General features: G+C 61.8%; 22 protein-coding genes and 1 pseudogene. 18 read left to right on the forward strand and 5 right to left on the reverse strand.

Annotation, left to right across the window (positions count from 1 at the left end; translation table 11 throughout):
- Positions 1–265 precede the first annotated feature (265 nt).
- The 8 genes from AC1MGT_RS13460 (at position 266) to AC1MGT_RS13495 (ending at position 6,747) form a co-directional block, all read left to right on the forward strand.
- On the forward strand, positions 266–625 hold the full coding sequence (locus AC1MGT_RS13460) for an FmdB family zinc ribbon protein (protein ID WP_499500566.1): 360 nt from the start codon (positions 266–268) through the stop codon (positions 623–625).
- 47 nt (positions 626–672) lie between these two features.
- On the forward strand, positions 673–1,299 hold the full coding sequence (locus tag AC1MGT_RS13465) for a DUF502 domain-containing protein (RefSeq protein WP_499500567.1): 627 nt from the start codon (positions 673–675) through the stop codon (positions 1,297–1,299).
- A gap of 67 nt (positions 1,300–1,366) precedes the next feature.
- Positions 1,367–3,169 carry an aspartate--tRNA ligase gene (gene aspS / locus AC1MGT_RS13470; protein ID WP_258837246.1) on the forward strand — a complete coding sequence of 601 codons (1,803 nt, stop codon included), beginning with the start codon at positions 1,367–1,369 and terminating at the stop codon, positions 3,167–3,169.
- 47 nt (positions 3,170–3,216) lie between these two features.
- Positions 3,217–3,687 (forward strand): dihydroneopterin triphosphate diphosphatase, encoded by a 471-nt coding sequence (nudB, locus tag AC1MGT_RS13475; protein ID WP_499500568.1) that lies wholly within the window; start codon positions 3,217–3,219, stop codon positions 3,685–3,687.
- A gap of 338 nt (positions 3,688–4,025) precedes the next feature.
- The gene (locus tag AC1MGT_RS13480; RefSeq protein ID WP_499500569.1) at positions 4,026–4,235 is read left to right on the forward strand and encodes a hypothetical protein; all 210 of its coding nucleotides are present in this window, start codon (positions 4,026–4,028) and stop codon (positions 4,233–4,235) included.
- A 133-nt stretch (positions 4,236–4,368) separates the two neighbouring features.
- Positions 4,369–5,181: an endonuclease/exonuclease/phosphatase family protein gene (locus AC1MGT_RS13485; protein WP_332530599.1), complete on the forward strand. Its 813-nt coding sequence runs from the start codon at positions 4,369–4,371 to the stop codon at positions 5,179–5,181.
- Between the two features lie 4 nt (positions 5,182–5,185).
- Positions 5,186–6,346, forward strand: a complete 1,161-nt coding sequence (clsB, locus tag AC1MGT_RS13490) for a cardiolipin synthase ClsB (protein ID WP_499500570.1) — start codon at positions 5,186–5,188, stop codon at positions 6,344–6,346.
- A 14-nt stretch (positions 6,347–6,360) separates the two neighbouring features.
- A complete protein-coding gene (locus AC1MGT_RS13495) occupies positions 6,361–6,747 on the forward strand; it encodes an RNA-binding S4 domain-containing protein (protein ID WP_183554073.1) in 387 nt (128 codons plus the stop codon).
- Between the two features lie 12 nt (positions 6,748–6,759).
- Here AC1MGT_RS13495 and AC1MGT_RS13500 read toward each other — a convergent pair whose 3' ends face one another.
- Entirely contained in the window at positions 6,760–7,170 is a 411-nt protein-coding gene (locus AC1MGT_RS13500) for a hypothetical protein (RefSeq protein WP_499500571.1), read from the reverse strand.
- A gap of 327 nt (positions 7,171–7,497) precedes the next feature.
- Between AC1MGT_RS13500 and AC1MGT_RS13505 the strand changes: the two genes are divergently transcribed.
- The 8 genes and pseudogenes from AC1MGT_RS13505 (at position 7,498) to AC1MGT_RS13540 (ending at position 17,023) form a co-directional block, all read left to right on the forward strand.
- Positions 7,498–8,115, forward strand: a complete 618-nt coding sequence (locus AC1MGT_RS13505) for a TetR/AcrR family transcriptional regulator (RefSeq protein WP_258837252.1) — start codon at positions 7,498–7,500, stop codon at positions 8,113–8,115.
- A gap of 48 nt (positions 8,116–8,163) precedes the next feature.
- Entirely contained in the window at positions 8,164–9,954 is a 1,791-nt protein-coding gene (locus tag AC1MGT_RS13510) for an acyl-CoA dehydrogenase C-terminal domain-containing protein (protein ID WP_499500572.1), read from the forward strand.
- Positions 9,955–10,091: 137 nt separating this feature from the next.
- Entirely contained in the window at positions 10,092–12,488 is a 2,397-nt protein-coding gene (locus AC1MGT_RS13515; RefSeq protein WP_499500573.1) for a 3-hydroxyacyl-CoA dehydrogenase/enoyl-CoA hydratase family protein, read from the forward strand.
- Positions 12,489–12,512: 24 nt separating this feature from the next.
- Complete coding sequence (locus AC1MGT_RS13520) at positions 12,513–13,709, forward strand: acetyl-CoA C-acyltransferase (RefSeq protein ID WP_258837255.1); 1,197 nt, start codon at positions 12,513–12,515, stop codon at positions 13,707–13,709.
- A gap of 122 nt (positions 13,710–13,831) precedes the next feature.
- The gene (locus tag AC1MGT_RS13525) at positions 13,832–14,605 is read left to right on the forward strand and encodes an enoyl-CoA hydratase (RefSeq protein ID WP_499500574.1); all 774 of its coding nucleotides are present in this window, start codon (positions 13,832–13,834) and stop codon (positions 14,603–14,605) included.
- Between the two features lie 43 nt (positions 14,606–14,648).
- A pseudogene (locus tag AC1MGT_RS13530) lies at positions 14,649–14,886 on the forward strand (IS3-like element ISKpn18 family transposase); the annotation flags it as partial.
- 389 nt (positions 14,887–15,275) lie between these two features.
- Positions 15,276–16,199 (forward strand): phytanoyl-CoA dioxygenase family protein, encoded by a 924-nt coding sequence (locus AC1MGT_RS13535; protein ID WP_499500575.1) that lies wholly within the window; start codon positions 15,276–15,278, stop codon positions 16,197–16,199.
- Between the two features lie 341 nt (positions 16,200–16,540).
- Positions 16,541–17,023: a hypothetical protein gene (locus AC1MGT_RS13540; RefSeq protein ID WP_499500576.1), complete on the forward strand. Its 483-nt coding sequence runs from the start codon at positions 16,541–16,543 to the stop codon at positions 17,021–17,023.
- A gap of 33 nt (positions 17,024–17,056) precedes the next feature.
- Here the strand turns inward: AC1MGT_RS13540 and AC1MGT_RS13545 are convergent, their stop codons facing one another.
- From AC1MGT_RS13545 to AC1MGT_RS13560, 4 genes are all read right to left on the reverse strand, one after another.
- Positions 17,057–17,503, reverse strand: a complete 447-nt coding sequence (locus tag AC1MGT_RS13545) for a type 2 periplasmic-binding domain-containing protein (protein WP_499500577.1) — start codon at positions 17,501–17,503, stop codon at positions 17,057–17,059.
- 2 nt (positions 17,504–17,505) lie between these two features.
- The gene (locus AC1MGT_RS13550; protein ID WP_499500578.1) at positions 17,506–18,759 is read right to left on the reverse strand and encodes a hypothetical protein; all 1,254 of its coding nucleotides are present in this window, start codon (positions 18,757–18,759) and stop codon (positions 17,506–17,508) included.
- Between the two features lie 21 nt (positions 18,760–18,780).
- A complete protein-coding gene (locus AC1MGT_RS13555; RefSeq protein WP_499500579.1) occupies positions 18,781–20,220 on the reverse strand; it encodes a methyl-accepting chemotaxis protein in 1,440 nt (479 codons plus the stop codon).
- Positions 20,221–20,511: 291 nt separating this feature from the next.
- Complete coding sequence (locus AC1MGT_RS13560; RefSeq protein ID WP_499500580.1) at positions 20,512–21,621, reverse strand: PEP-CTERM sorting domain-containing protein; 1,110 nt, start codon at positions 21,619–21,621, stop codon at positions 20,512–20,514.
- A gap of 501 nt (positions 21,622–22,122) precedes the next feature.
- Here AC1MGT_RS13560 and AC1MGT_RS13565 point away from each other — a divergent pair.
- Both AC1MGT_RS13565 and AC1MGT_RS13570 read left to right on the forward strand, forming a co-directional pair.
- A complete protein-coding gene (locus tag AC1MGT_RS13565) occupies positions 22,123–23,478 on the forward strand; it encodes a sugar MFS transporter (RefSeq protein WP_499500581.1) in 1,356 nt (451 codons plus the stop codon).
- Between the two features lie 77 nt (positions 23,479–23,555).
- Complete coding sequence (locus AC1MGT_RS13570) at positions 23,556–26,210, forward strand: TonB-dependent receptor (RefSeq protein ID WP_499500582.1); 2,655 nt, start codon at positions 23,556–23,558, stop codon at positions 26,208–26,210.
- Positions 26,211–26,275 lie beyond the last annotated feature (65 nt).

The raw sequence follows: 26,275 nt of genomic DNA on the forward strand, positions 1-26,275 counted from the left end.
TACGGACATCTCGCAGCCTTCTGTTTCTTGTGTTCTCGCAGTGGCAGAGCTTTCCTGCGACCAACATTCGGTAAAGAAGCCGTATTAAATCACCGATGCTGAGCACGAGCAAACAGTTCGCCTGCTGACGTGGTGAAAAACAACACGATGCTGCTGCCATTTGCCGAATGCGGCGCTGTCTTGTGCCCGGGCCGCCGCAATGCCGTAAATGCTGCGGCAAAAGCTTTATAATTCAGGGTTTTGAAGATTTTTGCGGAGCACCAGAATGCCGATTTATGCCTATCGCTGCGAAGAATGCGGTTTTTCCAAAGATGTACTGCAAAAGATATCGGATCCGGTCCTGACCGTCTGCCCGTCCTGCGCCAAGCCATCGTTCAAGAAGCAGGTGACTGCGGCCGGTTTCCAGCTCAAGGGCTCGGGCTGGTACGTGACCGATTTCCGTGGCGGCACGCCGCCTGCCACCGGTACGGCTGCGGGCACGGGCGGCGCTGACACGGGCGCAGCGGCCGCGCCGGCCGCCGCAGCCGCACCGGCCACGCCAGCGCCTGCTGCGCCTGCTACGGGCAGCAGCAATGGTGGCAACAGCGGTGGCAACAGCGGTGGCGGCGACAAGAGCAGCACCTGAGCCCGGCGCGTCCCTGCGCCGCGCCAACAAGAATAACGGGATATCCGATGCGTAAATATTTCATCACCGGCCTGCTGGTGCTGGTGCCCCTGGCGATTACGGCCTGGGTCCTGAGCCTGATCATCAGCACGCTCGACCAGTCGCTGATGTTCGTGCCGGCCGCCTGGCAGCCGCGCCAGTTCATCGGCATGGACGTGCCGGGCATCGGTGCGGTGCTGACGCTGGCCATCGTGTTCGTCACGGGCCTGCTGACCAACAACCTGGTGGGCAAGTACATCGTGCGCGTGGGCGAGCGCCTGCTCAAGCGTGTGCCGGTGGTCAGCTCGCTGTACGGCAGCGTCAAGCAGGTGTCCGACACGTTGTTCTCATCGTCCGGCAATGCCTTCCGCCAGGCGGTGCTGATCCCGTATCCGCACGCCGACTCGTATACGATCGCGTTTCTGACCGGCGTGCCGGGCGGCGACGTGACCAACCACCTGGTGGGCGACTTCGTGAGCGTGTACGTGCCCACGACGCCAAACCCCACCTCGGGCTTTTTCCTGATGATGGAACGCAGCCGCGTGAAAGAACTCGACATGACCGTCGACGCGGCGCTCAAGTACATCGTCTCGATGGGCGTGGTCGCACCGAGCCACGTGCCGCCCGGCGCCGCCAATCCTGCGGCAGTCAAATAACGCATCACAGAATCTGGGCCGCCCGCGATGGCGGCGCCGACAAATCAATCAACCTGGAACGAAAACTATGTCCACCATGCGTACCAATTACTGCGGCCTCGTCACCGAGGAACTGCTGGGCCAAACCGTCAGCCTGTGCGGCTGGGTGCATCGCCGCCGCGACCACGGCGGGGTGATCTTCATCGACCTGCGCGACCGCGAAGGCCTGGTGCAGGTGGTCTGCCATCCGGACAACGCCGCCGTCTTCAAGGCAGCCGAGCACGTGCGTAATGAGTATTGCCTGCGCATCGTCGGCACCGTGACCAACCGTCTGGCCGGTACCGTCAACGCCAACCTGGCCTCGGGCAAGATCGAAGTGACCGCAACCGAAGTCGAAGTGCTCAACGCGTCGGTGCCGGTGCCGTTCCAGCTGGACGACGACAACCTGTCGGAAACCACCCGCCTGACCCACCGCGTGCTCGACCTGCGCCGCGGCCAGATGCAGCACAACCTGAAGCTGCGCTACAAGGTCTCGATGGAAGTGCGCAAGTACCTCGACAACCTGGGCTTCATCGACATCGAAACCCCGATGCTGACCAAGTCGACCCCGGAAGGCGCGCGCGACTACCTGGTGCCATCGCGTGTCAACGCGGGCAACTTCTTCGCGCTGCCGCAGTCGCCGCAGCTGTTCAAGCAGCTGCTGATGGTCGCCAACTTCGACCGCTACTACCAGATCACCAAGTGCTTCCGCGACGAAGATCTGCGCGCCGATCGCCAGCCTGAATTCACCCAGATCGACTGCGAAACCTCGTTCCTGACCGAACAAGAAATCCGCGACATGTTCGAAGAAATGATGCGCGTCGTGTTCAAGAACACGACCGGCATCGAACTGCCGAACCCGTTCCCGGTGATGGACTTCGCCACCGCGATGGCGATGTACGGTTCGGACAAGCCGGACATGCGCGTCAAGCTCGCATTCACCGAACTGACCGAGCTGATGAAGACGGTCGAGTTCAAGGTGTTCAACAGCGCCGCCAACCTGCCAAATGGCCGTGTGGTCGGCATGCGCGTGCCGCAGGGCGGCTCGATGCCACGCTCGGAAATCGACGCCTACACCCAGTTCGTCGCGATCTACGGCGCCCGTGGCCTGGCGTACATCAAGGTCAACGAGAAAGCCAAGGGCCGTGACGGCCTGCAGTCGCCGATCGTCAAGAACCTGTCCGACGAAGTGCTGGCGCAGGTGCTGGAACTGACGGGCGCCGAAGACGGCGACCTGATCTTCTTCGGCGCCGACAAGGCCAAGGTCGTCAACGACGCCCTGGGCGCGCTGCGCGTGAAGATCGGCCACTCGGAATTCGGCAAGAAGGCCGGCCTGTTCGACGACGTCTGGTCGCCGCTGTGGGTCATCGACTTCCCGATGTTCGAGTACGACGAAGACGGCGATCGCTGGACCGCAACCCATCACCCGTTCACGGCCCCGAAAGACGGCCACGAAGACATGCTCGAGACCAATCCGGGCGCCTGCATCGCCAAGGCCTACGATATGGTCCTGAACGGCTGGGAACTGGGCGGCGGTTCGATCCGTATCCACCGTGAAGAAGTCCAGAGCAAGGTGTTCCGCGCGCTGAAGATCGACGCCGAAGAAGCGCAGCTCAAGTTTGGCTTCCTGCTGGATGCGCTGCAATACGGCGCGCCACCGCACGGTGGCCTGGCCTTCGGCCTGGATCGCCTGATCACGCTGATGACGGGCTCCGAGTCGATCCGCGACGTGATCGCGTTCCCGAAAACGCAGCGCGCGCAGTGCTTGCTGACCAATGCACCGTCCGAAGTCGACGAGAAGCAATTGAAAGAGCTGCACATCCGCCTGCGTAACGAGCCAAAGGTCGCGTAATGGCGGGCGGGGGAGGCGGCCTGGCTGCCAACCCCGCTCTTCCTGTCATGGAAGCCTACAAGATCCCTGAATCGGTGCTGGTCGTCATCCACACGTCCGATCTGGACGTGCTGGTGATCGAACGCGCCGGTCAGCCGGGGTTCTGGCAATCGGTCACCGGCTCGCTCGACCGGCTTGACGAGCCGCTGCTGGAGACGGCCGCGCGCGAACTGTTCGAAGAGACCGGCATCCGGGCCGATGGCGAACAGATCGTCCTGTGTGACTGGCAGTTAGCCAATATCTACGAAATCTATCCTCTCTGGCGCCACCGCTACGCCCCCGGCGTGACGCAGAACACCGAGCACGTGTTTTCTGTCTGCGTGCCGCGCGACATCCCCATCATCCTCAGTCCACGCGAGCACATTGCCCACGCCTGGCTGCCTTACCTGGAAGCGGCTGATCGATGCTTTTCGGCTTCGAATGCCGAAGCCATCCTGCAACTGCCACGCCAGCTCGCCTCTGATCCTCAAAGCAAATAAAATTTCTTAAAAGAAGCATATTTGCAGTAAATCATCATTGAATATCGCTCATACGAAGCAATAAAATGACGTTTTACAGCAAAAGTACGTAAGTGCTTTTTTTAATTTGGCTCTGTTCGCTGGCGCTCACATACGCACGAAAAAGTAGGAGTTCTCCTATGAAGATACATTTCGAGACACTTGGTGACACGTTTCGCGAGTGAATTAAATATGGTGGCCAACGGACGGGCACCATATATTCCACGGTTGACAGTCAGAAATCAGTAGTCTAAGGTCAATAGTTCACCCAGTGTGAATTTTTGATGTGCAACTTTTAAGTGGATGATTCTGAGAGAAAAATGGATAACTTCAAACTGAATAGCGACAAGAAAGTAAAAGCAATCACACTCGGCGACGATTGCATCTATATCGACCTGATGGATGGCTTGCGTCTGTGTGGCCCGATGGCGCCCCGCGCGCAAAAGGATGAGGCGGCTGCACACCGCCCGCGCCGCATGATTGTGTCGGGCCACGAAGCGGTGTACGACCAGGGGCACGCGATCGCCTGAATGTAGTTTGTTACTGTTGGTTTCTAAAAAGAGTGCGAGAGCTGGCAACCTGCCGAACGCGCCAGCGCTTTAATAAGCGCACGATTGGGTCCGTTTCACGAGAACGGCAGTCCGATCCGGGTAGAATGTTCCCATGAAAATTCGTGTGGCTACCTACAACATTCACAAGGGCGTTTCCTCGCTGCGCAGCACGCCCCGCGTGATCGCACTGAAGAAAGCGATCGCTGAATTCGACGCCAATGTCGTCTTCCTGCAAGAAGTCCAGGGCCGGCACGACCGGCACCAGGCACGCTTCGGCAAGGAAGACCGTGGCCATCGGCACTGGCCTGAAACAGCCCAGTACGATTATTTCGCCTCCGACCTGCACCACACGGCGTATGGCATGAACGCGGTCTACGACCACGGTCACCATGGCAATGCGCTGCTCAGTACCTACCCCATCGAAAACTCGCACAACCACGATGTCTCGGACCACGCCTACGAGCAGCGCGGCATCCTGCACTGCGTGCTGGGTACGCCCGAGTGTCCGGTGCACTGCTATGTCGTGCACCTGGGCCTGTTTGAAGGCGGGCGCGGGCGCCAGACGCAGTCGCTGATCGACGCCGTCAATTCGTCGGCGCCGAACGGCGAGCCGGTCATCATCGCGGGCGACTTCAACGACTGGCGCAACACCCTGAGTGACAAGCTGCGCGCCGGCCTGGGCGTGTGCGAAGTCTTCGACGAGCTGGGTCCGCGTTCGCCGATGGGCGACATGGTGCGCAGCTGGGCCGGGCGCAAGCCGCGCCTGGCGCCGGCGCGCACGTTCCCGGCGATGCTGCCATGGTTCCGTCTCGACCGCATCTACGTGCGCGGCTTCAAGGTCAACTCGGCGCAAGTGATGCACGGGGCCCTGTGGGCCAAGCTGTCCGACCACGCACCGATCGTGGCGGAACTCGAGCTGGCCTGAGGCCATGCGCAGCGTTACCTTCGTCGACGATAACGACATCACGCTGTTGGAGAGCGGCGTTGCGTTTTTCCCGGCGCTGATTGCCGCGCTTGACGCTGCCCGGCACGAAGTCCTGTTCGAAACCTATATTTTTTCCGAAGATGACACGGGCGACGCCGTGCGCGATGCGCTCGCGCGCGCCGCCAAACGCGGCGTGAAGGTGCGGGTGCTGGTCGACTGGTTCGGCACCGGCCACCGCGTCACCTCCCGGCTGGGCCAGGTGCTGACCCAGGCCGGCGCCCAGTACCGGGTGTTCAATCCGCTGTGCAAGCGCGGCATCGCCCGCTCGCACCGCAAGATCACCGTGATCGACCGCGCGGTCGCGTTTGTCGGCGGCATCAACGTCAACGACGACTGGCTGTGCGACCACGCCGATGGCCGTCGCCTGCCAGCGCCGCGCTGGGATTTCACGGTGCGGGTGCGCGGCCCGCTCGTCGCGCAAATCCATCACGAAGCGCAAGGCCAGTGGACCCGCACGGGCCGCCTGCGGCTGCGCAAGCGCCTCGAACTGTTCCGCGAAATGCGCAAGCAGCCGCCGCCATCGTGCGCCAGTCCGGCGCGCGCCGCCTTCGTCGTGCGCGACAACCTGCGCAACCGCACCACGATCCAGCGCGCCTATCTGCAGGCGCTGGGCCACGCGCGCCACAGCGTGCTACTGGCCACGCCGTATTTTGCGCCGGGCCGCAAGTTTCGCCAGGCGCTCGCGCATGCGGCGCAGCGCGGCGTCGCCGTCACGCTCTTGATCGGGGTAGGGGAGTTCGCGATCCAGGACGCGGTGGCGCAATCGTTCTATCCGAAACTGCTGGCCGATGGCATCCGCGTGGTCGAGTACCACAGGACGCAACTGCATGCGAAGGTGGCGGTGGCGGACGACCACTGGGCCACGGTCGGCTCGAGCAACTGCGACGGCCTGTCGATGTTCGTGAACCAGGAAGCCAATATCGTCGTGGACGATCCGGTCTTCGCCGCCTCGATGCGCGCGCACATCGAACGGGGTATCGCGGACGGGGTCGAAGTCTGTCCGCAGGAATTTGCCGACATCGGCTGGCTGCGCCGCGCCGTCAACGGCTGCGCGTATGTCGGCTACAAACTGGTGATGCGCGTGTGCGCCATCGGGTACGCATGATCAAGGGTGACACTATGGATAAAGATAAAGAAAACGTCCGGCTGGACAAATGGCTGTGGGCAGCACGCTTTTTCAAGACACGTTCGCTGGCCCAGGATGCGGTCGAGCGGGGCCGCGTGCGGATCGACGGCGAACCGGTCAAGCCGGCGCGCACCGTCAAGATCAACGACAAGATGCTGATCGATAACGGCTCGGATCGCTGGGAAATCATCGTCGCGGCGATTTCTGGCGCGCGCGGCGGTGCCCCGGTGGCGCGCACGCTGTATTTCGAAACCGACGAAAGCATCGCCAAGCGCGAACTCGATAAGGTCGCGCGGCGCCTGTATCCGGAACCAAGCCTGGAAATCAAGGGGCGGCCAACCAAGCGCGATCGCCGTGCCATGGAGCAGGCAGGCGAATAAGCGTGGTGGGCGTTATTGCATGACCAGCAAGGCGACGACCAGCGCGACGACCACCAGCACGATGGCGAAGACCCGGATACTCTTGCCCGATCTTGCCCGTACCTGCTGCGCCGGTGGCGCACTTTCCAGCGCCCGGTTCGACGCGACGACATCGACGGCCTTGTCGACGACGACCTGCGCCGTGTCCCGGTCGAGTCCGCGCCGGACCAGGTCGGCAATTGCGTCGTCTGCCGTCGCACCGCTGTCCAGCCGCGCACTGGCGTGGCCGATCAGCACCAGGAAATGCTGCATCGAATCCGCGCCTGCTGTCGCTGCCTGAGCGGGTTCGGTCCCACCTTCCTGCAGCGAGAAGGCGCGAATCGCCAGCTGCAGCGCGCTGTCGTCGGGTTCGACGACCTGTTGATTCTGATCGGTGCTGCTCATGCTGTGGACCTTTCGTCTGCGCGCTGAATGTTGCTGGATTATTAATGGTAACAGTCAAGCTGCAAACGGGTGCGACGTGCTCGTAAATCACGCACCGGACACCCCGAAAATGCTGTACCTTTAACAGATGAAACAACTGTTTTCTGCCGCTCGCCTGCAAGCCGGGCCGTCAGCAAAAGGCGCTTTCTCCGGGTGTCGCGGGTTGTTTTTCATCAATAGAACCGCACCTCTAAGTTCCCGTTTGACATTCCAGGCCCGATAGATAATAGTACGAGCGTTCGGATTTTTTCGAGACCAGGGGAAGCTATCAGTACTTCAGCAAAATTCATGCGCAAGGGCGAGCAGACGCGGGCGGCAATTCTCGACGTCGCGCTCGAGCTCGCCAGCCGCAACGGCCTCGAAGGCTTGACGATCGGCCTGCTGGCCGACCGGATGAGCATGAGCAAGTCCGGCGTGTTCGCGCACTTCGGTTCGCGCGAAGACCTGCAGCTCGAGGTGGTCAAGCTGTACCACCACCGTTTCGAGCAAGAGGTCTTTTACCCGAGCATCAAGGAAACCCGCGGCCTGCCGCGCCTGGTGGCGATGTACACGCGCTGGGTCAAGCGGGTGTCGGTCGAAATCGCGTCCGGGTGCATCTATATCAGTGGCGCCGTCGAATACGACGACCGCGAAGGCCCGATCCGCGAAGAGCTGGTGTCGATGGTCCGCGCGTGGCAGGGCGCCTTGCTGCGCAGCGTGGAGCAGGCGATGGAACTGAAGCATCTGCACACCGGTTTCGATGCCGAACAGCTGGTGTTTGAAATGCACGGCCTGATCCTGGCGCTGCACCACGATGCGCGTTTCCTGCGCAATCCGGGCGCCGTCGAACGGGCCCGCGCGGGCTTTGAACGCCTGATCGAGAATTACCGCAATTCCCAACAATCGCAAGACCACCAGGCGGCATAAGGCCGCCTGTCACGTCCAACAATCGTCACACCTCTTCAGGAGAAAACCATGGGTCAGTACGTCGCGCCAATCCGGGATATGCAGTTCGTTCTGCACGAGTTCCTCAATGTCACCGAAGAATTCAAGAATCTGCCGAAATACCAGGAAATCGATACCGACATCATCAACCAGGTACTCGAAGAAGGTGCAAAATTCACCCAGGAAGTGCTGTTCCCGCTGAACCACTCGGGCGACCGCGAAGGCTGCACCTTCAATGCTGCCGACAAGAGCGTGACCACGCCGAAGGGCTTCAAGCAGGCGTATAAACAGTATGTCGAAGGCGGTTGGGCTGCGCTGGCATGCGATCCGGAATACGGCGGCCAGGGCTTGCCGATCACGCTGAACAACTCGTTCTACGAGATGCTCAATTCGTCGAACCAGGCCTGGTCGATGTACCCGGGCCTGTCGCACGGCGCCTACGAGTGCCTGCTCGAGCACGGCACCGACGACCAGAAACGCCTGTATCTTCCAAAGCTCGTCTCGGGTGAATGGACCGGCACCATGTGCCTGACCGAAGCGCACTGCGGCACCGACCTGGGCCTCCTGCGTTCGAAAGCCGAACCGCAAGGCGACGGCACCTACCTGATCACCGGCTCGAAGATCTTCATCTCGGCCGGCGAACACGATATCTCGGACAACATCGTCCACCTGGTGCTGGCGCGCCTGCCGGATGCACCGGAAGGCTCGAAAGGCATCTCGCTGTTCCTGGTGCCGAAGTTCATGCCGAACGAAGACGGCTCGATCGGCGAGCGCAATGGCATCGCATGCGGCGCCATCGAAGAAAAGATGGGCATCCACGGCAACTCGACCTGCCAGATGAACCTGGACAACGCGCGCGCCACGCTGATCGGCCAGCCGCACAAGGGCCTGCAGGCGATGTTCGTGTTCATGAACGCGGCCCGCCTGGGCGTGGGCATGCAGTCGCTCGGCCTGACCGAAGTGGCGTACCAGAACGCACTGGCCTATGCAAAAGACCGCATCCAGATGCGCAGCCTGTCGGGCGTGAAAGCACCGGACAAGCCAGCCGATCCGATCATCGTGCACCCGGACGTGCGCCGCATGCTGCTGACCGCAAAAGCCTTCGCCGAAGGCGGCCGCGCGTTCTCGTCGTACGTCGCGCTGCAGATCGACCGCGAACTGAACCACACCGACGAAGACGTGCGCAAGGAAGCGGCTGACGAAGTCGCGCTGCTGACACCAATCATCAAGGCCTTCATCACCGACAACGGCTGGATCGCGACCTCCGAAGCGATGCAGGTCTACGGCGGCCACGGCTATATCGCCGAATGGGGCATGGAGCAGTATGTGCGCGACGCGCGCATCAACATGATCTACGAAGGCACCAACACCATCCAGTCGCTGGACCTCCTGGGCCGCAAGATCCTGATGGACAACGGCGCCAAGCTGCGCAAGTTCGGCGAGAAGATCAAGAACTTCGTCGAAGACAATGGCCTGGACGAGAACATGTCCGAATTTGTCACGCCACTGGGCGAGCTGGGCGACAAGGTCACCAAGCTGACGATGGAAATCGGCATGAAGGCGTTCCAGAATCCGGACGAAGTGGGCGCCGCCGCCGTGCCTTACCTGCGCGTGGCCGGTCACCTGGTCTACAGCTACCTGTTCGCGCAGCAAGCCAAGATCGCACTGGCCAAGCTCGATTCGGGCGACCGCTTCTATGAATCGAAGCTGGCGACGATCCGCTTCTACTTCGCACGTCTGTATCCGGAAACCGCGATGCTGATCCGCCAGGCACGTTCGGGCGCCGCGAACCTGACGGCGCTGGACGCCGACCTGTTCTAACACTACGTCACGCTGATAGACCATCGCCGTCGTTCCCGCGTAGGCGGGAACCCAAGTTTAGCGCAGCGGTAACGCCGGTAAACTGAGGTTCCCGCCTTCACGGGAACGACGTGCCAACCAAGGATTAAGGAATATACATGTCCAATTTCATCGTCAAGAAAGTCGCCGTGCTGGGCGCCGGCGTGATGGGCGCGCAAATCGCCGCCCACTGCGTGAACGCCAAGGTGCCAGTCGTGCTGTTCGACCTGCCTGCCAAGGAAGGCCCGAAGAACGGCATCGTCCTGCGCGCCATCGAGAACCTGAAAAAGCTCTCGCCAGCCCCGCTGGGCAACAAGGATGATGCGGCCCTGATCGAAGTGGCCAACTACGAGGACAACCTCGACGTGCTGGCCGGCTGCGACCTGATTATCGAAGCCATCGCCGAGCGCATGGACTGGAAACACGACCTGTACGCCAAGGTCGCGCCGCACATCGCGCCGAACGCGATCTTCGCGTCGAACACGTCGGGCCTGTCGATCAACAAGCTGGCCGAAGGCTTCGACGCCGAACTGAAGGCCCGTTTCTGCGGCGTGCACTTCTTCAACCCGCCGCGCTACATGCACCTGGTCGAACTGATCCCGACCACGGACACCCGTCCTGACATCCTGGACCAGCTCGAAACGTTCCTGACCTCGACGCTGGGCAAGGGCGTCGTGCGCGCGAAAGACACCCCGAACTTCATCGCCAACCGCGTCGGCATCTTCGGCATGCTGGCCACGATTGTCGAAGCCGAGAAATTCGGCCTGTCGGTGGACGTGGTCGACGACCTGACCGGCGCCAAGCTGGGTCGCGCCAAGTCGGGCACCTTCCGCACCGCGGACGTGGTCGGCCTGGACACGATGGGCCATGTGATCAAGACGATGCAGGACAACCTGAAGGACGACCCGTTCTTCAGCGTCTACAAGACGCCGGACATCCTGGCCAAGCTGATCGAAAAAGGTGCGCTGGGCCAGAAATCCGGCGCCGGCTTCTACAAGAAGGTCGGCAAGGAGATCCAGCGCCTGGACTTCGCCACGGGTGAGTACGTCACCGGCGGCGCCAAGGCCGCCGACATCGTTGGCCGCATCCTGAAAGAGAAAGACCCGGTCAAGAAGTTCAAGGCCATGCGCGAGTCGACCAACCCGCAGGCGCAGTTCCTGTGGGCGATCTTCCGCGACGCGTTCCACTACATCGCGTTCCACCTCGAATCGATCGCCGACAACGCGCGCGACATCGACTTCGCGATGCGCTGGGGCTTCGGCTGGAGCGTCGGCCCGTTCGAAACGTGGCAGGGCGCCGGCTGGACGCAGATTGCGCAGTGGGTCAAGGAAGACATCGACGCCGGCAAGGCACTGTCCACCGCACCGCTGCCAGCCTGGGTGTTCGAGGGTTCGGTCGCCGAGAAGGGCGTGCACACCCCTGAAGGTTCGTACTCGGTTGCCAAGAGCGGCTATGTACCCCTGTCGGATCTGCCGGTGTACCAACGCCAGCAGTTCCGCGCACCGGTCGTGGGCCTGGGCGGCGCCGATCCAAAGACCGCCGGCACCACCGTGTTCGAAGACGAATCCGTGCGCCTGTGGCACTCGGACGACGAAGTCCTGGTCGTCTCGCTCAAGACCAAGATGCACGTCATCGGCGATGGCGTCATCAAGGGCCTGCAGCGCGCGCTGAAAGAAGCCGAAACCGGCTTCAAGGGCATCGTGATCTGGAACACCGACGCAGCCGAAGGCGGCGCGTTCTCGGCCGGCGCCGACCTGCAATCGGCCCTGCCAGCCTTCATGGCCGGCGGCGCGAAGGCGATGGAGCCGATCGTGCGCGAGCTGCAGGACACCTTCATGGCGCTCAAGTACTCGAACGTGCCGGTCGTCGCCGCAGTGGCGGGCTTGGCGCTGGGCGGCGGCTGCGAACTGGCGCTGCATGCCAGCAAGCGTGTCGCGTCGATCGAGTCGTACATCGGCCTGGTCGAAGTCGGCGTGGGCCTGGTGCCTGCCGGCGGCGGCCTGAAGGAAGCAGCGCTGCGCGCGGCAACCGAAGCCAAGGGCAACGACATCCTGCAATTCCTGAAGAACGGTTTCATGAACGCGGCCACCGCGCAAGTGTCGAAGTCGGCGCTGGAAGCCAAGGCCATGGGTTACCTGAAAGAAGACGACGTGATTGTCTTCAACGCCTACGAACTGCTGCACGTGGCGAAAACCACGGCGCGCGCCATGGCCGATGCTGGCTACCGCGCACCGGCGCGCCGCACGTTCCCGGTCACCGGCCGTTATGGCTGGGGCACGATCCGCGGCCAGATGGTCAATATGCGCGACGGCGGCTTCATCTCGGCCTATGACTACCAGCTGGGCGACACCATCGCCGAGATCGTCACTGGCGGCGACATCGACCAGGGCAGTGTGGTCAGCGAGCAGTGGATCCTCGACCTGGAACGCAAGGCCTTCGTGGCGCTGCTGAACAATCCGAAAACGCAGGAACGCATCATGGGCATGATGCAGACCGGCAAGCCAGTGCGCAACTAAGCGTCGACAGAACAGGACACTGACATGAGCAAACAACTTCAAGACGCATACATCGTCGCAGCGACCCGCACCCCGATCGGCAAGGCGCCGCGCGGCATGTTCAACAAGACCCGCCCGGACGACCTGCTGGTGCACGCGATCCGCGGCGCCATGGCGGCCGTGCCGAACCTGGACCCGGCGTTGATCATCGATGCGATCATCGGCTGCTCGTTCCCGGAAGCCGAGCAGGGCTTCAACATCGCCCGTAACTCGGTCGTGCTGGCTGGCCTGCCGAACACCGTGGGCGGCGTGACGGTCAACCGTTACTGCGCGTCGGGCATCACCGCGCTGGCGATGGCCGCTGACCGCATCCGCGTGGGCGAAGCCGACGTGATGATCGCCGGCGGCGTCGAATCGATGTCGATGGTGCCGATGATGGGCCACCACCCGTCGATCAATATGGACACGTTCAAGGACGAGAACGTGGGCCTGGCCTACGGCATGGGCCTGACGGCCGAGAACGTCGCCAACCAGTGGAAGATCTCGCGCGAAGACCAGGACGCATTCGGCCTGGAATCGCACCGCCGCGCCATCGCTGCGCAGCAGGCCGGCCACTTCAAGGACGAGATCACGCCGGTTGACGTCATCACCCGCACGCCGAACCTGGCCACCGGCCAGATCGACGTCAAGACCCGCACGGTCGATACCGACGAAGGCCCACGCGCCGACGCCAGCATGGAAAGCATGGGCAAACTCAAGCCCGTGTTCGCTGCCAAGGGTTCGGTCACCGCCGCCACGTCGTCGCAGATGTCGGATGGCGCCGGCGCCCTGATCGTCGTCAGCGAAAAAATCCTGCGCGAGCACAACCTGACGCCGCTGGCCAAGTTCTCGTCGTTCGCCGTGCGCGGCGTGCCGCCGGAAATCATGGGCATCGGTCCGAAGTTCGCGATTCCTGCAGCGCTGGCCGCTGCCGGCATCACGCAGGACCAGCTGGACTGGATCGAGCTGAACGAAGCCTTCGCCGCGCAGGCGCTGGCCGTGATCCGCGATCTGGGCCTGGACACCAGCAAGGTCAACCCACTGGGCGGCGCGATCGCCCTGGGTCACCCGCTGGGCGCAACCGGTGCGATCCGCGCCGCGACCGTCGTGCACGCGCTGCGTCGCAATAACCTGAAGTACGGCATGGTGACGATGTGCGTCGGTGCCGGCATGGGCGCTGCGGGCATTATCGAACGCGTCTAAGCAAGCCAGTACGATCTCCGCGTGGGCGGGAGATCCGCTCACCCTACAATCGACTATGTAGGGTGGGCGGGTCTCCCGCCCACGCGTCCAACCAGCCCAAGAATAAACGGGAGACAACCACCATGAGCATCCTCACCACGACCGCCGACGGCATCCTCACGATCACCTTCAACCGCCTCGAACGCAAGAACGCGATCACCGGCGCGATGTACCAAACGATGGCCGACGCCTTGCGCGCCGCCGAGCAGGACACGGCGGTCCGCGCCATCCTGATCACCGGCCAGCCCGAAATTTTCACCGCCGGTAACGACCTCGACGATTTCCTCAACAACACGGGCGAAGGTGCGATGACGCCGGAGCGTCCGGTATTCCAGTTCATGCTGGCGCTGGAAGGGTGCACCAAACCGGTGGTCGCGGCCGTGGCCGGCGCCGCTGTCGGCATCGGCACCACGCTGCTGATGCATTGCGATCTGGTCTACGCGGCCGACAACGCCAAATTCTCGATGCCGTTCTCGCAGCTGGGTCTGTGCCCTGAATTTGCCTCGTCGCTGCTGGTCGCGCAGTCGGCCGGCTATACGCGCGCTGCTGAAAAGCTGATGCTGGGCGAGCCGTTCCTGGCCCAGGAAGCGCTGGAGATGGGGATCGTCGCGCGCGTGCTGCCGGCAGCGGAACTGCTCGCATTCGCACAGGCGCAGGCGGCGAAACTGGTCAAGCTGCCCCCAGCCTCGATCCGCACCACCAAGGCGCTGATGCGCCGCGCGCGCACCGCGCACGTCAGGGACACCATCGCGGCTGAAAATGAACAGTTCAGCGCGATGCTGGGCGGCGCCGAAGCGAAGGAAGCCTTCACGGCGTTCTTCGAGAAGCGCAAGCCGGATTTCAGCAAGTTCGACTGACTGGCGAACTGGCGGCTGCAGAGCCGTTGAGTGACATATCAAGTGTAGTGCTCTCTCGCTCATGGCGATACAGGCACGCCGTCCAGCGGCCGGACTGGTCGTTCCATTCCGATCGCGGCGGTCAGTATGAGCAACCAGTACACGGCCATGCTGACCAAGTATGGCTTCGTTTACAGCATGAGCCGCAACGGTACTGCTGGGATAACGCCGTTGCTGAACGCTTCTCCCTGAATCTAAAGATGAAGCGTGTTTGGCAATGCAATTACGTGAACAAGTCGAAACCTTGTCTCCTTCGATACGACCCGATGGACCATAACGTAATCGGTACCTCCGGATTCGAGAATTTCTGTGCTTCTATCGCAATCGTCGATTTACTGGACTGAGCAATACGAAGCCGAGAGTGAAATGCCCATCTTCATGCATAGGGCATATCTGTAATTCTTGCAAAAAAAACGTGGTTTGATGTAAATCAATTTTGAAGAAGTCTATGCTAATAGAATACAAGCTGTGACTCAGTAGGCAATAATTGATCTATGATCTATGATCTATGATCTATGATCTATGATCTATGATCTATGATCTATGGGTTTGGTTTCTGCTATGTTAGATTTAATGAAATTTTAAAACGAAAAGCTTTCTTATCTCGATGCCGTTAGACCGCATATGAGCGATGCAACTAGTTATTGTTGGCTCAGCTAAGTTAAGGGCTATTATTGTGCAACGTTACATCACTTTTGCATCTGCATCCAAAACCGAACGCATCCGGCTAGGATTTTATTATTGTCAACGGCTGATTACCAGTCTTAGAGTTCGACGCTTTTCTCATCGCATCTTGCTCTTGTTTTTACGACGCTGCTTTCCGCATTTCACGCTTGCTAGTCCAAGGCCAAGCACCACGCTAAAAGATTTTCAAAGCCTTGGTTATATCAAATTAGCTCCCATTATTTCCAAGACGCAATGTCAAGAGATTCTCTCATATCTTTTAACTCGCCCTCTACTCGACACCAAAGGTTCTGGAAAAAATTTTCGTTTAGATGATGTCCCTGAAAATTGCCAAATTGGCGATTACCCACTGTCTACCGTTGTCAACTGTCCCAACGTGATGGAACTTGCTAATCATCCAGACATTCTGACATTGGCTTTCGAGTATCTCGGATTCATGCCAGTCATAACGGGGATGAGTCTTCGGTGGACTTTTCCTCATTCAAATAAACCCGATAAAGTACAAAGATTCCATCGTGATTGCGAAATGGGCAGCATCAAGCTGATGGTGTATCTTACGGATGTGGACGCTGAATGTGGGCCTCACACCTTTGCAACCGGTACCCATCTCGACAGAATGTCCGTACGTCTCCATCCTCTTTCAGACAATCAGGTCGGTGGCGAGCATAAGGCAATCCTCGGCAGCGCCGGAACGACCTTTTTCATTGATACACGTGGTTTGCACAAAGGTAGCATTCCAACAGTCAATCCTAGGCTAATGCTCGGCGTGCAATATAGCCTGTTGCCATGCCCATTGTTTAAGTATGAGCCAGTACCCTATACCGGTTCATCGAAACTACAAAAATACGTGAATCGATTGATGATAGCCTGATATCAGGTGAGGCTTGGATAGGATAGGGTGATGCCGTCTCCTGAATTTACGTAGGGTGCCCTGTAACGCTCCATGATGGCTTCGCTTCTTCAGTCAGTGGTTCTTATCGCCATTGCTGCTCCGTCTGAAGCCAGTCTGGAAGTGCAGGTTCGTGGACACGAGCGCCACCAAGCATGTCCTGCCTGTTGCGCGAGCACCTTGCCAGGCAGTTCAATCAAGCAGCGCCGATCTGGCATGCGCCTCGGATATCATCTACATCCGAAATGGCATCGGCTGACTGTACTTGGCTGTCGTGCTCGACCTTTCTTGCGCAGACCCGTGGCCCAAGCGTGGCGCCAAGTATGCTCGCCATTCCGGTCTGCGATGATGTGAATCACGCAGAAGCCAGGATTGACGTGGTCAATTACATCGCTGGCTTCCAGGAGTGCGAACGCCTGCGTTCTGTGCTGGGCAATCTGCCTCGAGCGGCTATGAACGCACATGGCGGGAAATCTCATTTCTCGATTCGCCGGTATCATGCATGGGACCGGGACCGCCAACGATGGCGGTTTTGCATGGAGCGCGCGCTCGACACGACAAAGGGTGATATGAGAACTACAGAAAGTACTGCAGCCGCCGAGTTGGCGTTTGAACTTGGCAAGGTAACGCGCAGAGCAATCGATGGCAGTTATGGCAAGGCCGATCCGGTCGAATTGTCGCGGGTGGCCAATGCGCTGCTCGAAGCAGGCCAGGAAAAAATCCTGAATGATGTGCTGCTGGTGTTTGTCGCCGGCTTCGAAGAGGGAGACCCGCCGGAACGGCGTGCCGATCCCGAAAATCGCTGAAGACAGCTGACCGTGCGCCGGCAGCAACGCCCGTCAGCGCACGATCAGCACCGCGCGCACGCTGGGATCCAGTGCCGTGCGCTCGACATAGCCGATCATCCCCGGGTTCTCGGCGATCATCCTGCGCATGGCGGCATTGCCATCGACCTCGGCCGGCGGCTGACCGCGGCCAGTAAAGATCAGTCTGGCCCAGTGCGCTTTCACCAGCGCCGGGGTGCGGTGCGTGACCTTGCTGTAGAACTCGTCACGTAGCGGCGAACCCAGGTCCTGGTCGATGGGTACCACTTCGCTGCCATTCGGGAAGCGGTTGGTCTGGAACAGGAAGATCTCGGCGACCTGATCGGCACTGAGCATACTGATGTTGCTGCGGGCGGAGACGATCACGGCCAGTTCTGCCGCCGGGGCAGCGCTGGGTGCCAGCGCAAGGGCGGGGCCCAGGCACAGGGCCAGCAACAGTGTGGGAAGCGAACGGTTCATCATGGTCAGAAAACGACGTCCATGCCAAGGCTGATGACGTTGAACGCCTGGCCGGAACGGAACCCCGGCTGGACGTTGATCAGGGTGCCGATCGAGCCGCCGCGCGGCTTGACGCGGTCGAACTGCCCCTTGAGTGCAATGTTCGGCGCGACGTCCCAGCGCACGCCGACGCTGGCCGTGTCCTGCACGCCAATCTGGCGCAGCTGGTCATTCAATGCATTGTTCAACAAGCCTGCCACCGCCGCGGCTTCGGGCGGCAAGTCGTCCAGCGGCAGCCCGGCTGTCTGCGTGGCGAGGTTGGCGACCAGGCGCGCATAGGTGACGTAGGGCGCCACATTGCCGAAGCGCCGGCCGGCCGACAGATACGAGGCGGTCTGGTCGCCCAGGAGCGAGCTGGTGTTGATGCGCCCGCTCTCGCCGGTGATGAACCAGTTGCCCGGATCGTAGTTGAAGCCGGCGCTGAACACGCGCACATGGCGCTTGGCGATATCGTAGCGGTCTGCCAGCGCCTCGCCCGGTGGGCCGAAGGCGCGCAGGCCGTCGAACAACGCTTCCGCACCCGGCACCACCAACAGCGCCTGGGCCGCCGTGAAGCGCACGGTCAATGCGCCGGCCGTCGCGCTCTCGGTGAGGCCGACGATGTTGCGGGCCTTGCCGGTGAGGTCCTTGTTCAGGCGCGCGGCCGCATGGCCGAGCGAGAGCGTGGTCTCGTGCTTGACCTGCCCGGTATGCCAGCGGTACGAGGCGTCGACGCCGTCGCTGTAGGAAATCGGTATCAGGCTGTACAGTTCGACGGGGGCGCGCATCCAGGGCAGGGCGTAGCCCACCTTGCGATAGTCGGCGGCCAGGAACAGCGGCAGCGCAATGCGCCCGGCGCGCAGCGACAGCTCCGGCGTTGCCTGGAACTTCACGTTGGCCCAGGTGAGGTACGTCTTGTACGAATTCTCGATGCTTTTTTCCTGCGTCGCCTGGACCACGGCCGACCAGCGCTTGTCGAACCGGACATCGAGCTGCGCACCGGCGCGGCTATCGACGTCGAACGCCCACGCTTTGGAGTAGCCCGCCTGGCCAGGCGAGTTGGGATTGACCGTGTAGTCGGCCTGGTCCTGCGTGGCATGAACGGCGGCGACGGTGCCGAACCCGGTCACCTTCCACGTTGCCTGCGCGCGCGCATTGCCCTGCGGCCAGGCCAATAGGCAGAGCAGCAGAGCGACGGGGGCGACGCCACGCGCCGCCGGGGGAGTCAATATGAATGGCATGACGTCATCATTGTACTGAGCTCAGGATAGTCCCATCTGCGCCGTGCCTGGCGTGTCGAGCCGGAAGATGCGCACGATCTGCGCCAGGCCATGGGCCCGCTGCTGCAGCGAATCGGCCGCGGCCGCGGTCTTGCTGACCATCTGCGTATTGTGCTGCAACGACCTGTCCATGGCGCCGATGGCGTCGGCCACCGCCTCCACACGCACGGCCTGATCGTCGCCAGCCGCGCTGATCCGGCCGACCATGCCAGTCACGTCGGTCACGCTTTGCACGATGTTGTCCATCGTGCGCCCGGCTTCCTGGGCCAGCGCGCTGCCGGCGCTGACCTGGCGCACCGATTCCTCGATCAGGCCCTTGATTTCGCGGGCGGCGGCGCCCGAACGCTGGGCCAGTTGGCGCACTTCGGCGGCCACGACGGCAAAACCGCGTCCCTGTTCGCCGGCACGGGCGGCTTCCACCGCAGCGTTGAGGGCCAGGATATTGGTCTGGAACGCGATGCCGTCGATGACGGCGGTGATCTCGGCAATCTGGCGCGACGACGTGTCGATCAGGCCCATGCGCTCGACGACCGCACTGACCTGGCGCCCGCCGACGACGGCAATCCCCGACGCCTGTGTCGCCAGCGCATTGGCTTGCCGGGCGTGCTCGGCATTGGCGCGGATGATGTCGCCCAGTTCGTCGATGGAGGCGGCGGCGCGGCCGAAGGCCTCGGTCTGGTCCCGCGAGTGTTCGAACAGCAGCGCGCTGCCTTCGGCAATGTCGCTGGCCGCGCCGCGCGTGGTCTCGACCGTATCGCGCACCTGGCCAATCGCCGTCTGCAGCGTGTGCAGCACGTCGCGCAGGGCGCGGCCGCTGCTGCTGGTAACCGGCGCCAGCGAGCGCAGGTCGATGATCCCGTGCTGGGCCTGCAGCATCGAGACGCTGGCGCGCAGTTCGGCCGAGCGCAGCGCTTCGCGTTGCAGTACCAGCGCGATGTAGCACAGCACCATCGTTTCGACGATGACGTAGCCGGCGTGGATGAAGACGATCGCCAGCCCTGGCCGGGTCAGGCAAATGACGCCATAGCCGAGCTCTTGCAGGTAGTTGAAGCTGAAGTGGTGCACGGCGGTCAGACCCGCCGCGAACAGGATCACGCGCCAGTCGCGGTAGCACAGCAGGATCGCCAGCGAGACGAAGATCCCGAAGTGCAGTTCTTCCCGGCCGTTACCTTGATGAATGTGCAGCGCACACATGGCCATCAGTGCGCCGGCATTGACCAGCCGACTCGTGAGCGTGCCGCTGGCCAGGAACGTGACGCCACTTGCGATCACGACGATCGGCAGACCGACCAGCAGCGACCATGTCATGGTGTCGTGCATGCCGGTCAATGCCAGCGAAAAGCCCAGCATCGCCCACAGCACGATGATCAGCAAACGGTCGGCATGGCGGTAGACAGGCAGCAAGTTGGGTTGGGTCGGCATCAAGGTCTCGTAAAGTGAATTTTTTCACTATTTAACCTTAAAAATATAGACGGGTGGAAACGATTGGAGCTGTTCAATATCTTCTGATCATGAAATGCATGCTGATTCTGCGCACTCTGTCCAAGCTGACACCGCCAAGGTCAGTAAATATGATGTTTGAAGTGAGAAAGTGTGATTATTCCTCTAAGGAAATTTCGTAGAAACCGTAGTATGGAAGCGTGCTTTCAGCAGATCGTGCGAATCAGCCAGAAATTATGACAATTCGTACAGACACGACAGCGGGTGTTGCAATCATGTGCTGCCACTCCCGGACGACGATGAGGACGACCGTGACGGTACCTGGGCAGGCGCCGTCACGGTCAGTAGTCGAAGGATGTCGACGCGCGAACGCGCGATATCAGGCGAGTGCGCCGTGGCGTGCCTTGGCATTGTTACAGCGGCGGCGTACGGCGACCAGCAAGCCGCCGACGGTTGCAAACATGGCCAGCATGCCAGGCTCCGCATTTCTTCTGCCTCCAGCTGCGCCGCGGCAAAGCCTTGCAGGGCCAGCGCAGTCGCCACATTGATGCCAAGGTCGCGGGCGACGTAATCGTCGGCGCCCAGCGAGCGTGGATCGAGTCCGGTGACGTTGCCGAAGATGGTCAGCGCTTCCAGGTAGTAGCCGTAGTTGCTGCCATGGTAGGAGTCTGGCGCCCACAGGTTGATCTGGCCGGCGCCGATGCCGTCGTACGGGTTGGCGTCGGCCAGGCCGCCTGCGATGGCCTGGCTCCAGGCCTGGCCCACGGGGATCACGCCACTGATGATGTTTGACGCCGAATCGGCGGCATCGTAGCCGGCGCGCACGTCCTGCGCCATTGCGCAGATCGATTTCCCAAACCACGGGCTGTTGGCGTTCTGGTATGTCAGGTCGGCGCGCGACCAGGTCGACGTCAGGCGCACGTCGACATCCGGATTCTGCTCGCGAAACGCATTGGCCAGCAGGCCGGAATAGCGGATCAGCGTTTCCGGGTTGCCTGGCCTGGCGCCGTCGAGCGTGCTGTAGCTTTGCAGCAGCACCATGTCGAACGGCTTCACGATCGTGCTGAAGCGGTTCTTATAGTGAAAATCCAGGCCCGAACCGGGCTCTGTTTCCAGGCTCACCTGATAATCCAGGCCGGCCTGCATCGTCATGGCCTTGAACAGCGCCGGTACGCCACCGATCCCCCGACCGTTCAGGTCGGTCACGGTATCGGGACGGTAGTTCTGCACGATGGGCGGCTTGGCGCCGGCCGGATCGCCATAGGTAAAGCTGTTGCCAACGAAGAGGATCGTCGTTGCGGATGCGGGCAGGGCCAGGCCGCCCAGTGCGACTGCGGCGAAGAGTGCCGTGCCGGAATGGCGCAGGCTGCAAGGAATGGTCATCAAAGTCTCCAGTGTATTTTTAGTTGGCGCGCAAAGACTGCAGTGTTCCGACTGTCTAGCAAGTCGTATGCCGACAACGGATATTACTGAATAATCAGTCAGTTATAGATTCCTGCTGCATACGACGTGGTCACGGTGTAAAGCAGGCGGACACCGCACATCGCTGTCGATAAAACCGCCTTCATGTGGTGCTGACGTCACACTCCTGTAATTTCTCGCGTCGTTTTGTAAAGTTTTGCAAGCAAGGCCCACGCATTTCCCGTGCCTGGCAGCGTTACCGCGCCCCGTTTGTAAAGAAGTGTGAGCAACAGCGGCCGCTGATTACCCAACAAACCAATGAAATCATAAGGTTATGTGTTTCTTGGCGGTAGGTGGTCGCCCGCTGGCACCGCTGCTAGCATGAATCATCGATAACACGAGGACATTCATGCAACAGTTCAAAACGCTCCCGCACCGCTTGTCGTGCGCACTGTTGGCCGCCATCGACGCAGGTAGCGCAGCATGGCTGTGACCCTCGCCAGCGCGCCGGTTGCCGGCAATTCCAGGCGCGACGTTGTCCTCGGCATGGCGTTCGTCGGCCTGCTGTTCTTTATCCTCGGGTTCGTCACCTGGCTCAATGGCTCGCTGGTTCCCTTCTTGAAGATCGTCTGCGGCCTGAACAATTTCCAGGCCCTGTGGGTGACCTTCGCTTTCTACATCGCCTACACGGCCATGGCCCTGCCATCGGCTGCGGTGCTGGTACGCACCGGCTACAAGAAAGGCATGACAATCGGTCTGGGCATCATGTGCGTGGGCGCGCTGCTGTTCATCCCGGCCGCGCAAAGTGCGCGCTACGAACTGTTCCTGGTGGCGCTGTTCACGCTCGCCAGCGGCATGACGCTGATGCAGACCGCGATCAATCCCTACATCGTCTGCCTTGGCCCGCGCGAGAGCGCCGCCATGCGCATCAGCATCATGGGCCTCTTCAACAAGGGCGCCGGGGTCGTGGTGCCGCTCGTGTTCTCCACGCTGATGCTGGCCGACATCGACAGCTTCTCGCACACGGCGCTCGAAGCGCTCGACCCGGTTGCTCGCAGCGCTGCGCGGGCCGGCCTGTCCGAGCGGCTGGTGCTGCCATACATCTGCATGGCTGCGGTGCTGTTCGTGATCATGGTCTTCATCCATTTTTCGAACCTGCGCGATATCGAGCCCGAGGCCGACACGCCCGAGGCTGGTGTCGAGCGCACCGGCGTGCTGCAGTTCCCGCAACTGGTGCTGGGCGCGATGGCGCTGTTTGCCTACGTTGGCGTGGAAGTCATCGCCGGCGACACCATCGGCCTGTATGGGCATGAACTGAACGTGGCCAACTTCGGCGTACTGACGTCTTACACGATGATGTGCATGGTGCTCGGTTACCTGATCGGCGTGGTCGCGATTCCGCGCTACCTGTCGCAGCAGCGCGCCTTGATGCTGTCGGCCGTTGCGGGCCTGCTGCTCACGATCGGCGTGGCCACCGGTTCGCCCACCGACAGCGGCGTCTCGCAAGCCCTGATCGGCTGGGCCGGCGTGCCGACCGTGCCCGACACGGTCATGTACCTGGCGCTGCTGGGCCTGGCCAACGCCATGGTATGGCCGGCCATCTGGCCGCTGGCGCTGCAGGGCCTGGGCCGCTACACGGCAAGCGGCTCGGCGCTGCTGGTCATGGCGATCTCCGGCGGCGCGGTATTGCCGCTGCTGTACGGCCACCTGGCCGATCTGAATACCTCGCGCGGCGCTTACTGGATGCTGTTGCCGTGCTACGGCCTGATCCTCTGGTACGCAGCCTACGGCCACAAGATCCGCCGCTGGCGCAGTCCGGGCGCATCCGCCCGACCTTGATTTCCACCCCACCAGGACTTGTCCGCACGGCGCTGCTGCGCGGTCCATCGTTTTTCATTTCATACCAGGAGCACCGGATGTCTCTACTGAAACCACATACAACGCTGATCAGTGCGGCTGTCGCCAGCGCCTGCATCGCCATGCCGGCCCTGGCGCAGGACACAGCTGCGCCAGCGGCGCCGCGCATCGGCAGTGGCGAAGCGATCGCCGAAGTGAAGGTCACGGCAACGCGCCATTCGACCTCGCTCTTGCGCACCCCGGTGTCGGTGACCGCCGTCGGCCAGGAAGAACTGACCCGCAAGGGCATCACCGACGTGCGCGGCCTGAGTGGCGAAGTGCCCAATCTGCAACTGGGCAGTGCGACCGATGGCAGCTCGGGCGTGAAGATTTCGGTGCGCGGCGTGAGCAGCAACGACTTTACCGAGATCGGCAATCCGGCAGTCAGCCTGAACGTCGACGGCATCTACACGCCGCGCCCGCAATCGGCGCTGGCGCTGCTGTTCGACCTGGAGCAGGTCGAAGTGCTGCGCGGCCCGCAGGGCACGCTGTTTGGCCGCAATGCGACGGGCGGCAGCATCAACATCATCCCGAACAAGCCGCAATTCAATTCGACCGAAGGCAATGCCGGCCTGACGCTCGGCCGCTACAACCTGCGCCAGGTGACGGCCGTGCAGAACATCCCGGTCAGCGACAACTTCGCGATGCGCGCCACGATGATGGTCATCAAGCGCGACAGCTACCTGAACCAGGAGCAGGATTTCTACGCGGCGAACTTCCCGGAGTTCGGCGTGACGCCGGCGCGCGATGCGGCCGGCAACGTCATTCCCGATGTCGACCAGCGCTACAACCGCAAGGTCGGCGCCAGCGATGCCTATGGCAACAAGGACGAATGGGCGGCGCGCCTGCAGGGCCGCTGGAAGATCCGCAACGATCTCGAATGGCTCGGCGCCTACGAGCGCTACACCAACAAGGGCGCCGGCGACATCGCGCTCAAGGATTGCACGATGGCGGCCGGCACGGCCCACGCCTGCCCGGGCGGGCAGTGGGACGTCAAGATCAACCGGCCGGGTGAACTCGACTGGAACATCGACACCTTCCGCAACCGCCTGACCTGGAGCGTGAACGACCACACGACCGTCGAATACAACGTGTCGTACTCGGAGCAGAACCGCCGCCAGATCCGCGACGGCGACTCGGGCTACCAGCCACTGGCCGAAGACATCAACATCTACGGCGGCTTCGTCAACGATTCGGCCGGCTTTACCAATTCGTCCAAGTTCAAGACCACGGTCCAGGAACTGCAGCTGCGCGGCGAGCAGGGCAATCTGCGCTACGTCACGGGCCTGTTCTGGATGCACGAAAAGAACGCGATCGAGTTCGGTGAAGACTCGATCTCGGCAATGGTCAACGCACCGGGCGCGCCGTACTACGCGCTGTACGACCAGACCGACCGCCAGGCTGAATCGATGGCCGCCTTCGGCCAGGTCGACTGGACCTTCGCACCCAAATGGAACCTGACGGTCGGCGGGCGCATGACGCGCGACGAGCGCGAAGACAAGAACGGCAAGTTCTACGATTCGGGCACCACGGGCGATCCGTACTCGTACTTCCAGGGCCAGTACACGCCGATCCCGGGCCGCTTCTTCAACAGCAGCGACCTCAAACCCGGCATGGGTTCGTACTACGGCGTGGCCGGCATGGCCGGCATCACGCCCGACATCAGCAGCAACCGCGATTCGTGGAACAAGTTCACCTGGCGCCTGGGCCTGAGCTACCAGGTCACGCCGGACGACTTCGTGTTCGGTTCGCTCTCGACCGGCTACAAGGCCGGCGGCTTCAGCGACAAGCAGAACATCTGCGCGCGCGGCCTGGGCGGCAACTGCGCCGACCGCGAGCCGGGCCCGCACTACACCTTCCTGCCATGGAAGCCTGAAACGCTGACCAATTTCGAGGTCGGTTACAAGGGCCGCATGCTGGACAACCGCCTGTCGTTCTCGGCCACCGCCTTCCACAGCCGTTACAAGGACATGCAGATGACGGGCGCGGTCGAGATGGGCAAGATCATCCCGGCGATCCCGTGCACCGCGGCCAATCCATCGTGCGATTCGGCGGTGTTGTACGGCACCACGAATGCGGCCGAAGCGAAGATCTCGGGCCTCGAACTGGAAGGCAAATACCGTCCATGGGCGGGCGCCGAAGTCAATTTCCAGTACTCGCACCTGCGCGCCAAGGTGGTGTCGTATCCGGATTACACGCAGACCTGGCGTGACGTGCCGTGCGGCCCGTTCCGCGCCACCTACGGCGTGGAGCCGTGCGTGCGCTACACGGGGCCGAACCAGGCGCTGGTCGGGCGCTTCCCGGCGAACGTGGTGGGTAATGATTTGCCGAACGCGCCGCGCAATTCCGCCCGGATCGAAGTCTCGCAGCGCTTCGTGCTGGCTGGCGACTACGAACTCACGCCGCGCCTGTCCGCGCGCTGGCAGGACAAGATGTACTTCAGCATCCAGAACCTGGACAACCCCAAGGTCGGCAACCAGCAGAACGCCTACGCAACCTATGATGCGTCGCTGCGCTTGACCGCACCGAGCGGCAACTGGCGCGCCGAGGTGTACGTGAACAACCTGAACGACGTGCTTGCCAAGAACAATGCGCGCATCGTCGACCCGGGGTATGTCATTGGCCAGTACAACGAGCCACGCATGTTCGGTGTGCGCGTGGGCGTGGACTGGTAAAGCGGTGATCATCCGGTCGCCACCCGGCGACCGGACAGCAACTTGTCAGCAGAGTGTCCTTCAGG

It is taken from the genome of Telluria sp. BA11 (genome assembly GCF_056680305.1).

Excerpts from the sequence above, each read along its gene's own strand:
- AC1MGT_RS13535 (WP_499500575.1), top strand. The coding sequence starts at position 15,276 with ATGCAACTAGTTATTGTTGGCTCAGCTAAGTTAAGGGCTATTATTGTG.
- AC1MGT_RS13485 (WP_332530599.1), top strand. The coding sequence starts at position 4,369 with ATGAAAATTCGTGTGGCTACCTACAACATTCACAAGGGCGTTTCCTCG.
- AC1MGT_RS13570 (WP_499500582.1), top strand. The coding sequence starts at position 23,556 with ATGTCTCTACTGAAACCACATACAACGCTGATCAGTGCGGCTGTCGCC.
- AC1MGT_RS13510 (WP_499500572.1), top strand. The coding sequence starts at position 8,164 with ATGGGTCAGTACGTCGCGCCAATCCGGGATATGCAGTTCGTTCTGCAC.
- nudB (WP_499500568.1), top strand. The coding sequence starts at position 3,217 with ATGGAAGCCTACAAGATCCCTGAATCGGTGCTGGTCGTCATCCACACG.
- AC1MGT_RS13545 (WP_499500577.1), bottom strand. The coding sequence starts at position 17,503 with ATGATGAACCGTTCGCTTCCCACACTGTTGCTGGCCCTGTGCCTGGGC.
- AC1MGT_RS13555 (WP_499500579.1), bottom strand. The coding sequence starts at position 20,220 with ATGCCGACCCAACCCAACTTGCTGCCTGTCTACCGCCATGCCGACCGT.
- AC1MGT_RS13565 (WP_499500581.1), top strand. The coding sequence starts at position 22,123 with ATGGCTGTGACCCTCGCCAGCGCGCCGGTTGCCGGCAATTCCAGGCGC.
- AC1MGT_RS13460 (WP_499500566.1), top strand. The coding sequence starts at position 266 with ATGCCGATTTATGCCTATCGCTGCGAAGAATGCGGTTTTTCCAAAGAT.
- AC1MGT_RS13525 (WP_499500574.1), top strand. The coding sequence starts at position 13,832 with ATGAGCATCCTCACCACGACCGCCGACGGCATCCTCACGATCACCTTC.
- AC1MGT_RS13515 (WP_499500573.1), top strand. The coding sequence starts at position 10,092 with ATGTCCAATTTCATCGTCAAGAAAGTCGCCGTGCTGGGCGCCGGCGTG.
- AC1MGT_RS13480 (WP_499500569.1), top strand. The coding sequence starts at position 4,026 with ATGGATAACTTCAAACTGAATAGCGACAAGAAAGTAAAAGCAATCACA.
- AC1MGT_RS13560 (WP_499500580.1), bottom strand. The coding sequence starts at position 21,621 with ATGACCATTCCTTGCAGCCTGCGCCATTCCGGCACGGCACTCTTCGCC.
- AC1MGT_RS13540 (WP_499500576.1), top strand. The coding sequence starts at position 16,541 with ATGCTCGCCATTCCGGTCTGCGATGATGTGAATCACGCAGAAGCCAGG.
- AC1MGT_RS13520 (WP_258837255.1), top strand. The coding sequence starts at position 12,513 with ATGAGCAAACAACTTCAAGACGCATACATCGTCGCAGCGACCCGCACC.
- AC1MGT_RS13550 (WP_499500578.1), bottom strand. The coding sequence starts at position 18,759 with ATGCCATTCATATTGACTCCCCCGGCGGCGCGTGGCGTCGCCCCCGTC.
- clsB (WP_499500570.1), top strand. The coding sequence starts at position 5,186 with ATGCGCAGCGTTACCTTCGTCGACGATAACGACATCACGCTGTTGGAG.
- aspS (WP_258837246.1), top strand. The coding sequence starts at position 1,367 with ATGTCCACCATGCGTACCAATTACTGCGGCCTCGTCACCGAGGAACTG.
- AC1MGT_RS13495 (WP_183554073.1), top strand. The coding sequence starts at position 6,361 with ATGGATAAAGATAAAGAAAACGTCCGGCTGGACAAATGGCTGTGGGCA.
- AC1MGT_RS13465 (WP_499500567.1), top strand. The coding sequence starts at position 673 with ATGCGTAAATATTTCATCACCGGCCTGCTGGTGCTGGTGCCCCTGGCG.
- AC1MGT_RS13505 (WP_258837252.1), top strand. The coding sequence starts at position 7,498 with ATGCGCAAGGGCGAGCAGACGCGGGCGGCAATTCTCGACGTCGCGCTC.
- AC1MGT_RS13500 (WP_499500571.1), bottom strand. The coding sequence starts at position 7,170 with ATGAGCAGCACCGATCAGAATCAACAGGTCGTCGAACCCGACGACAGC.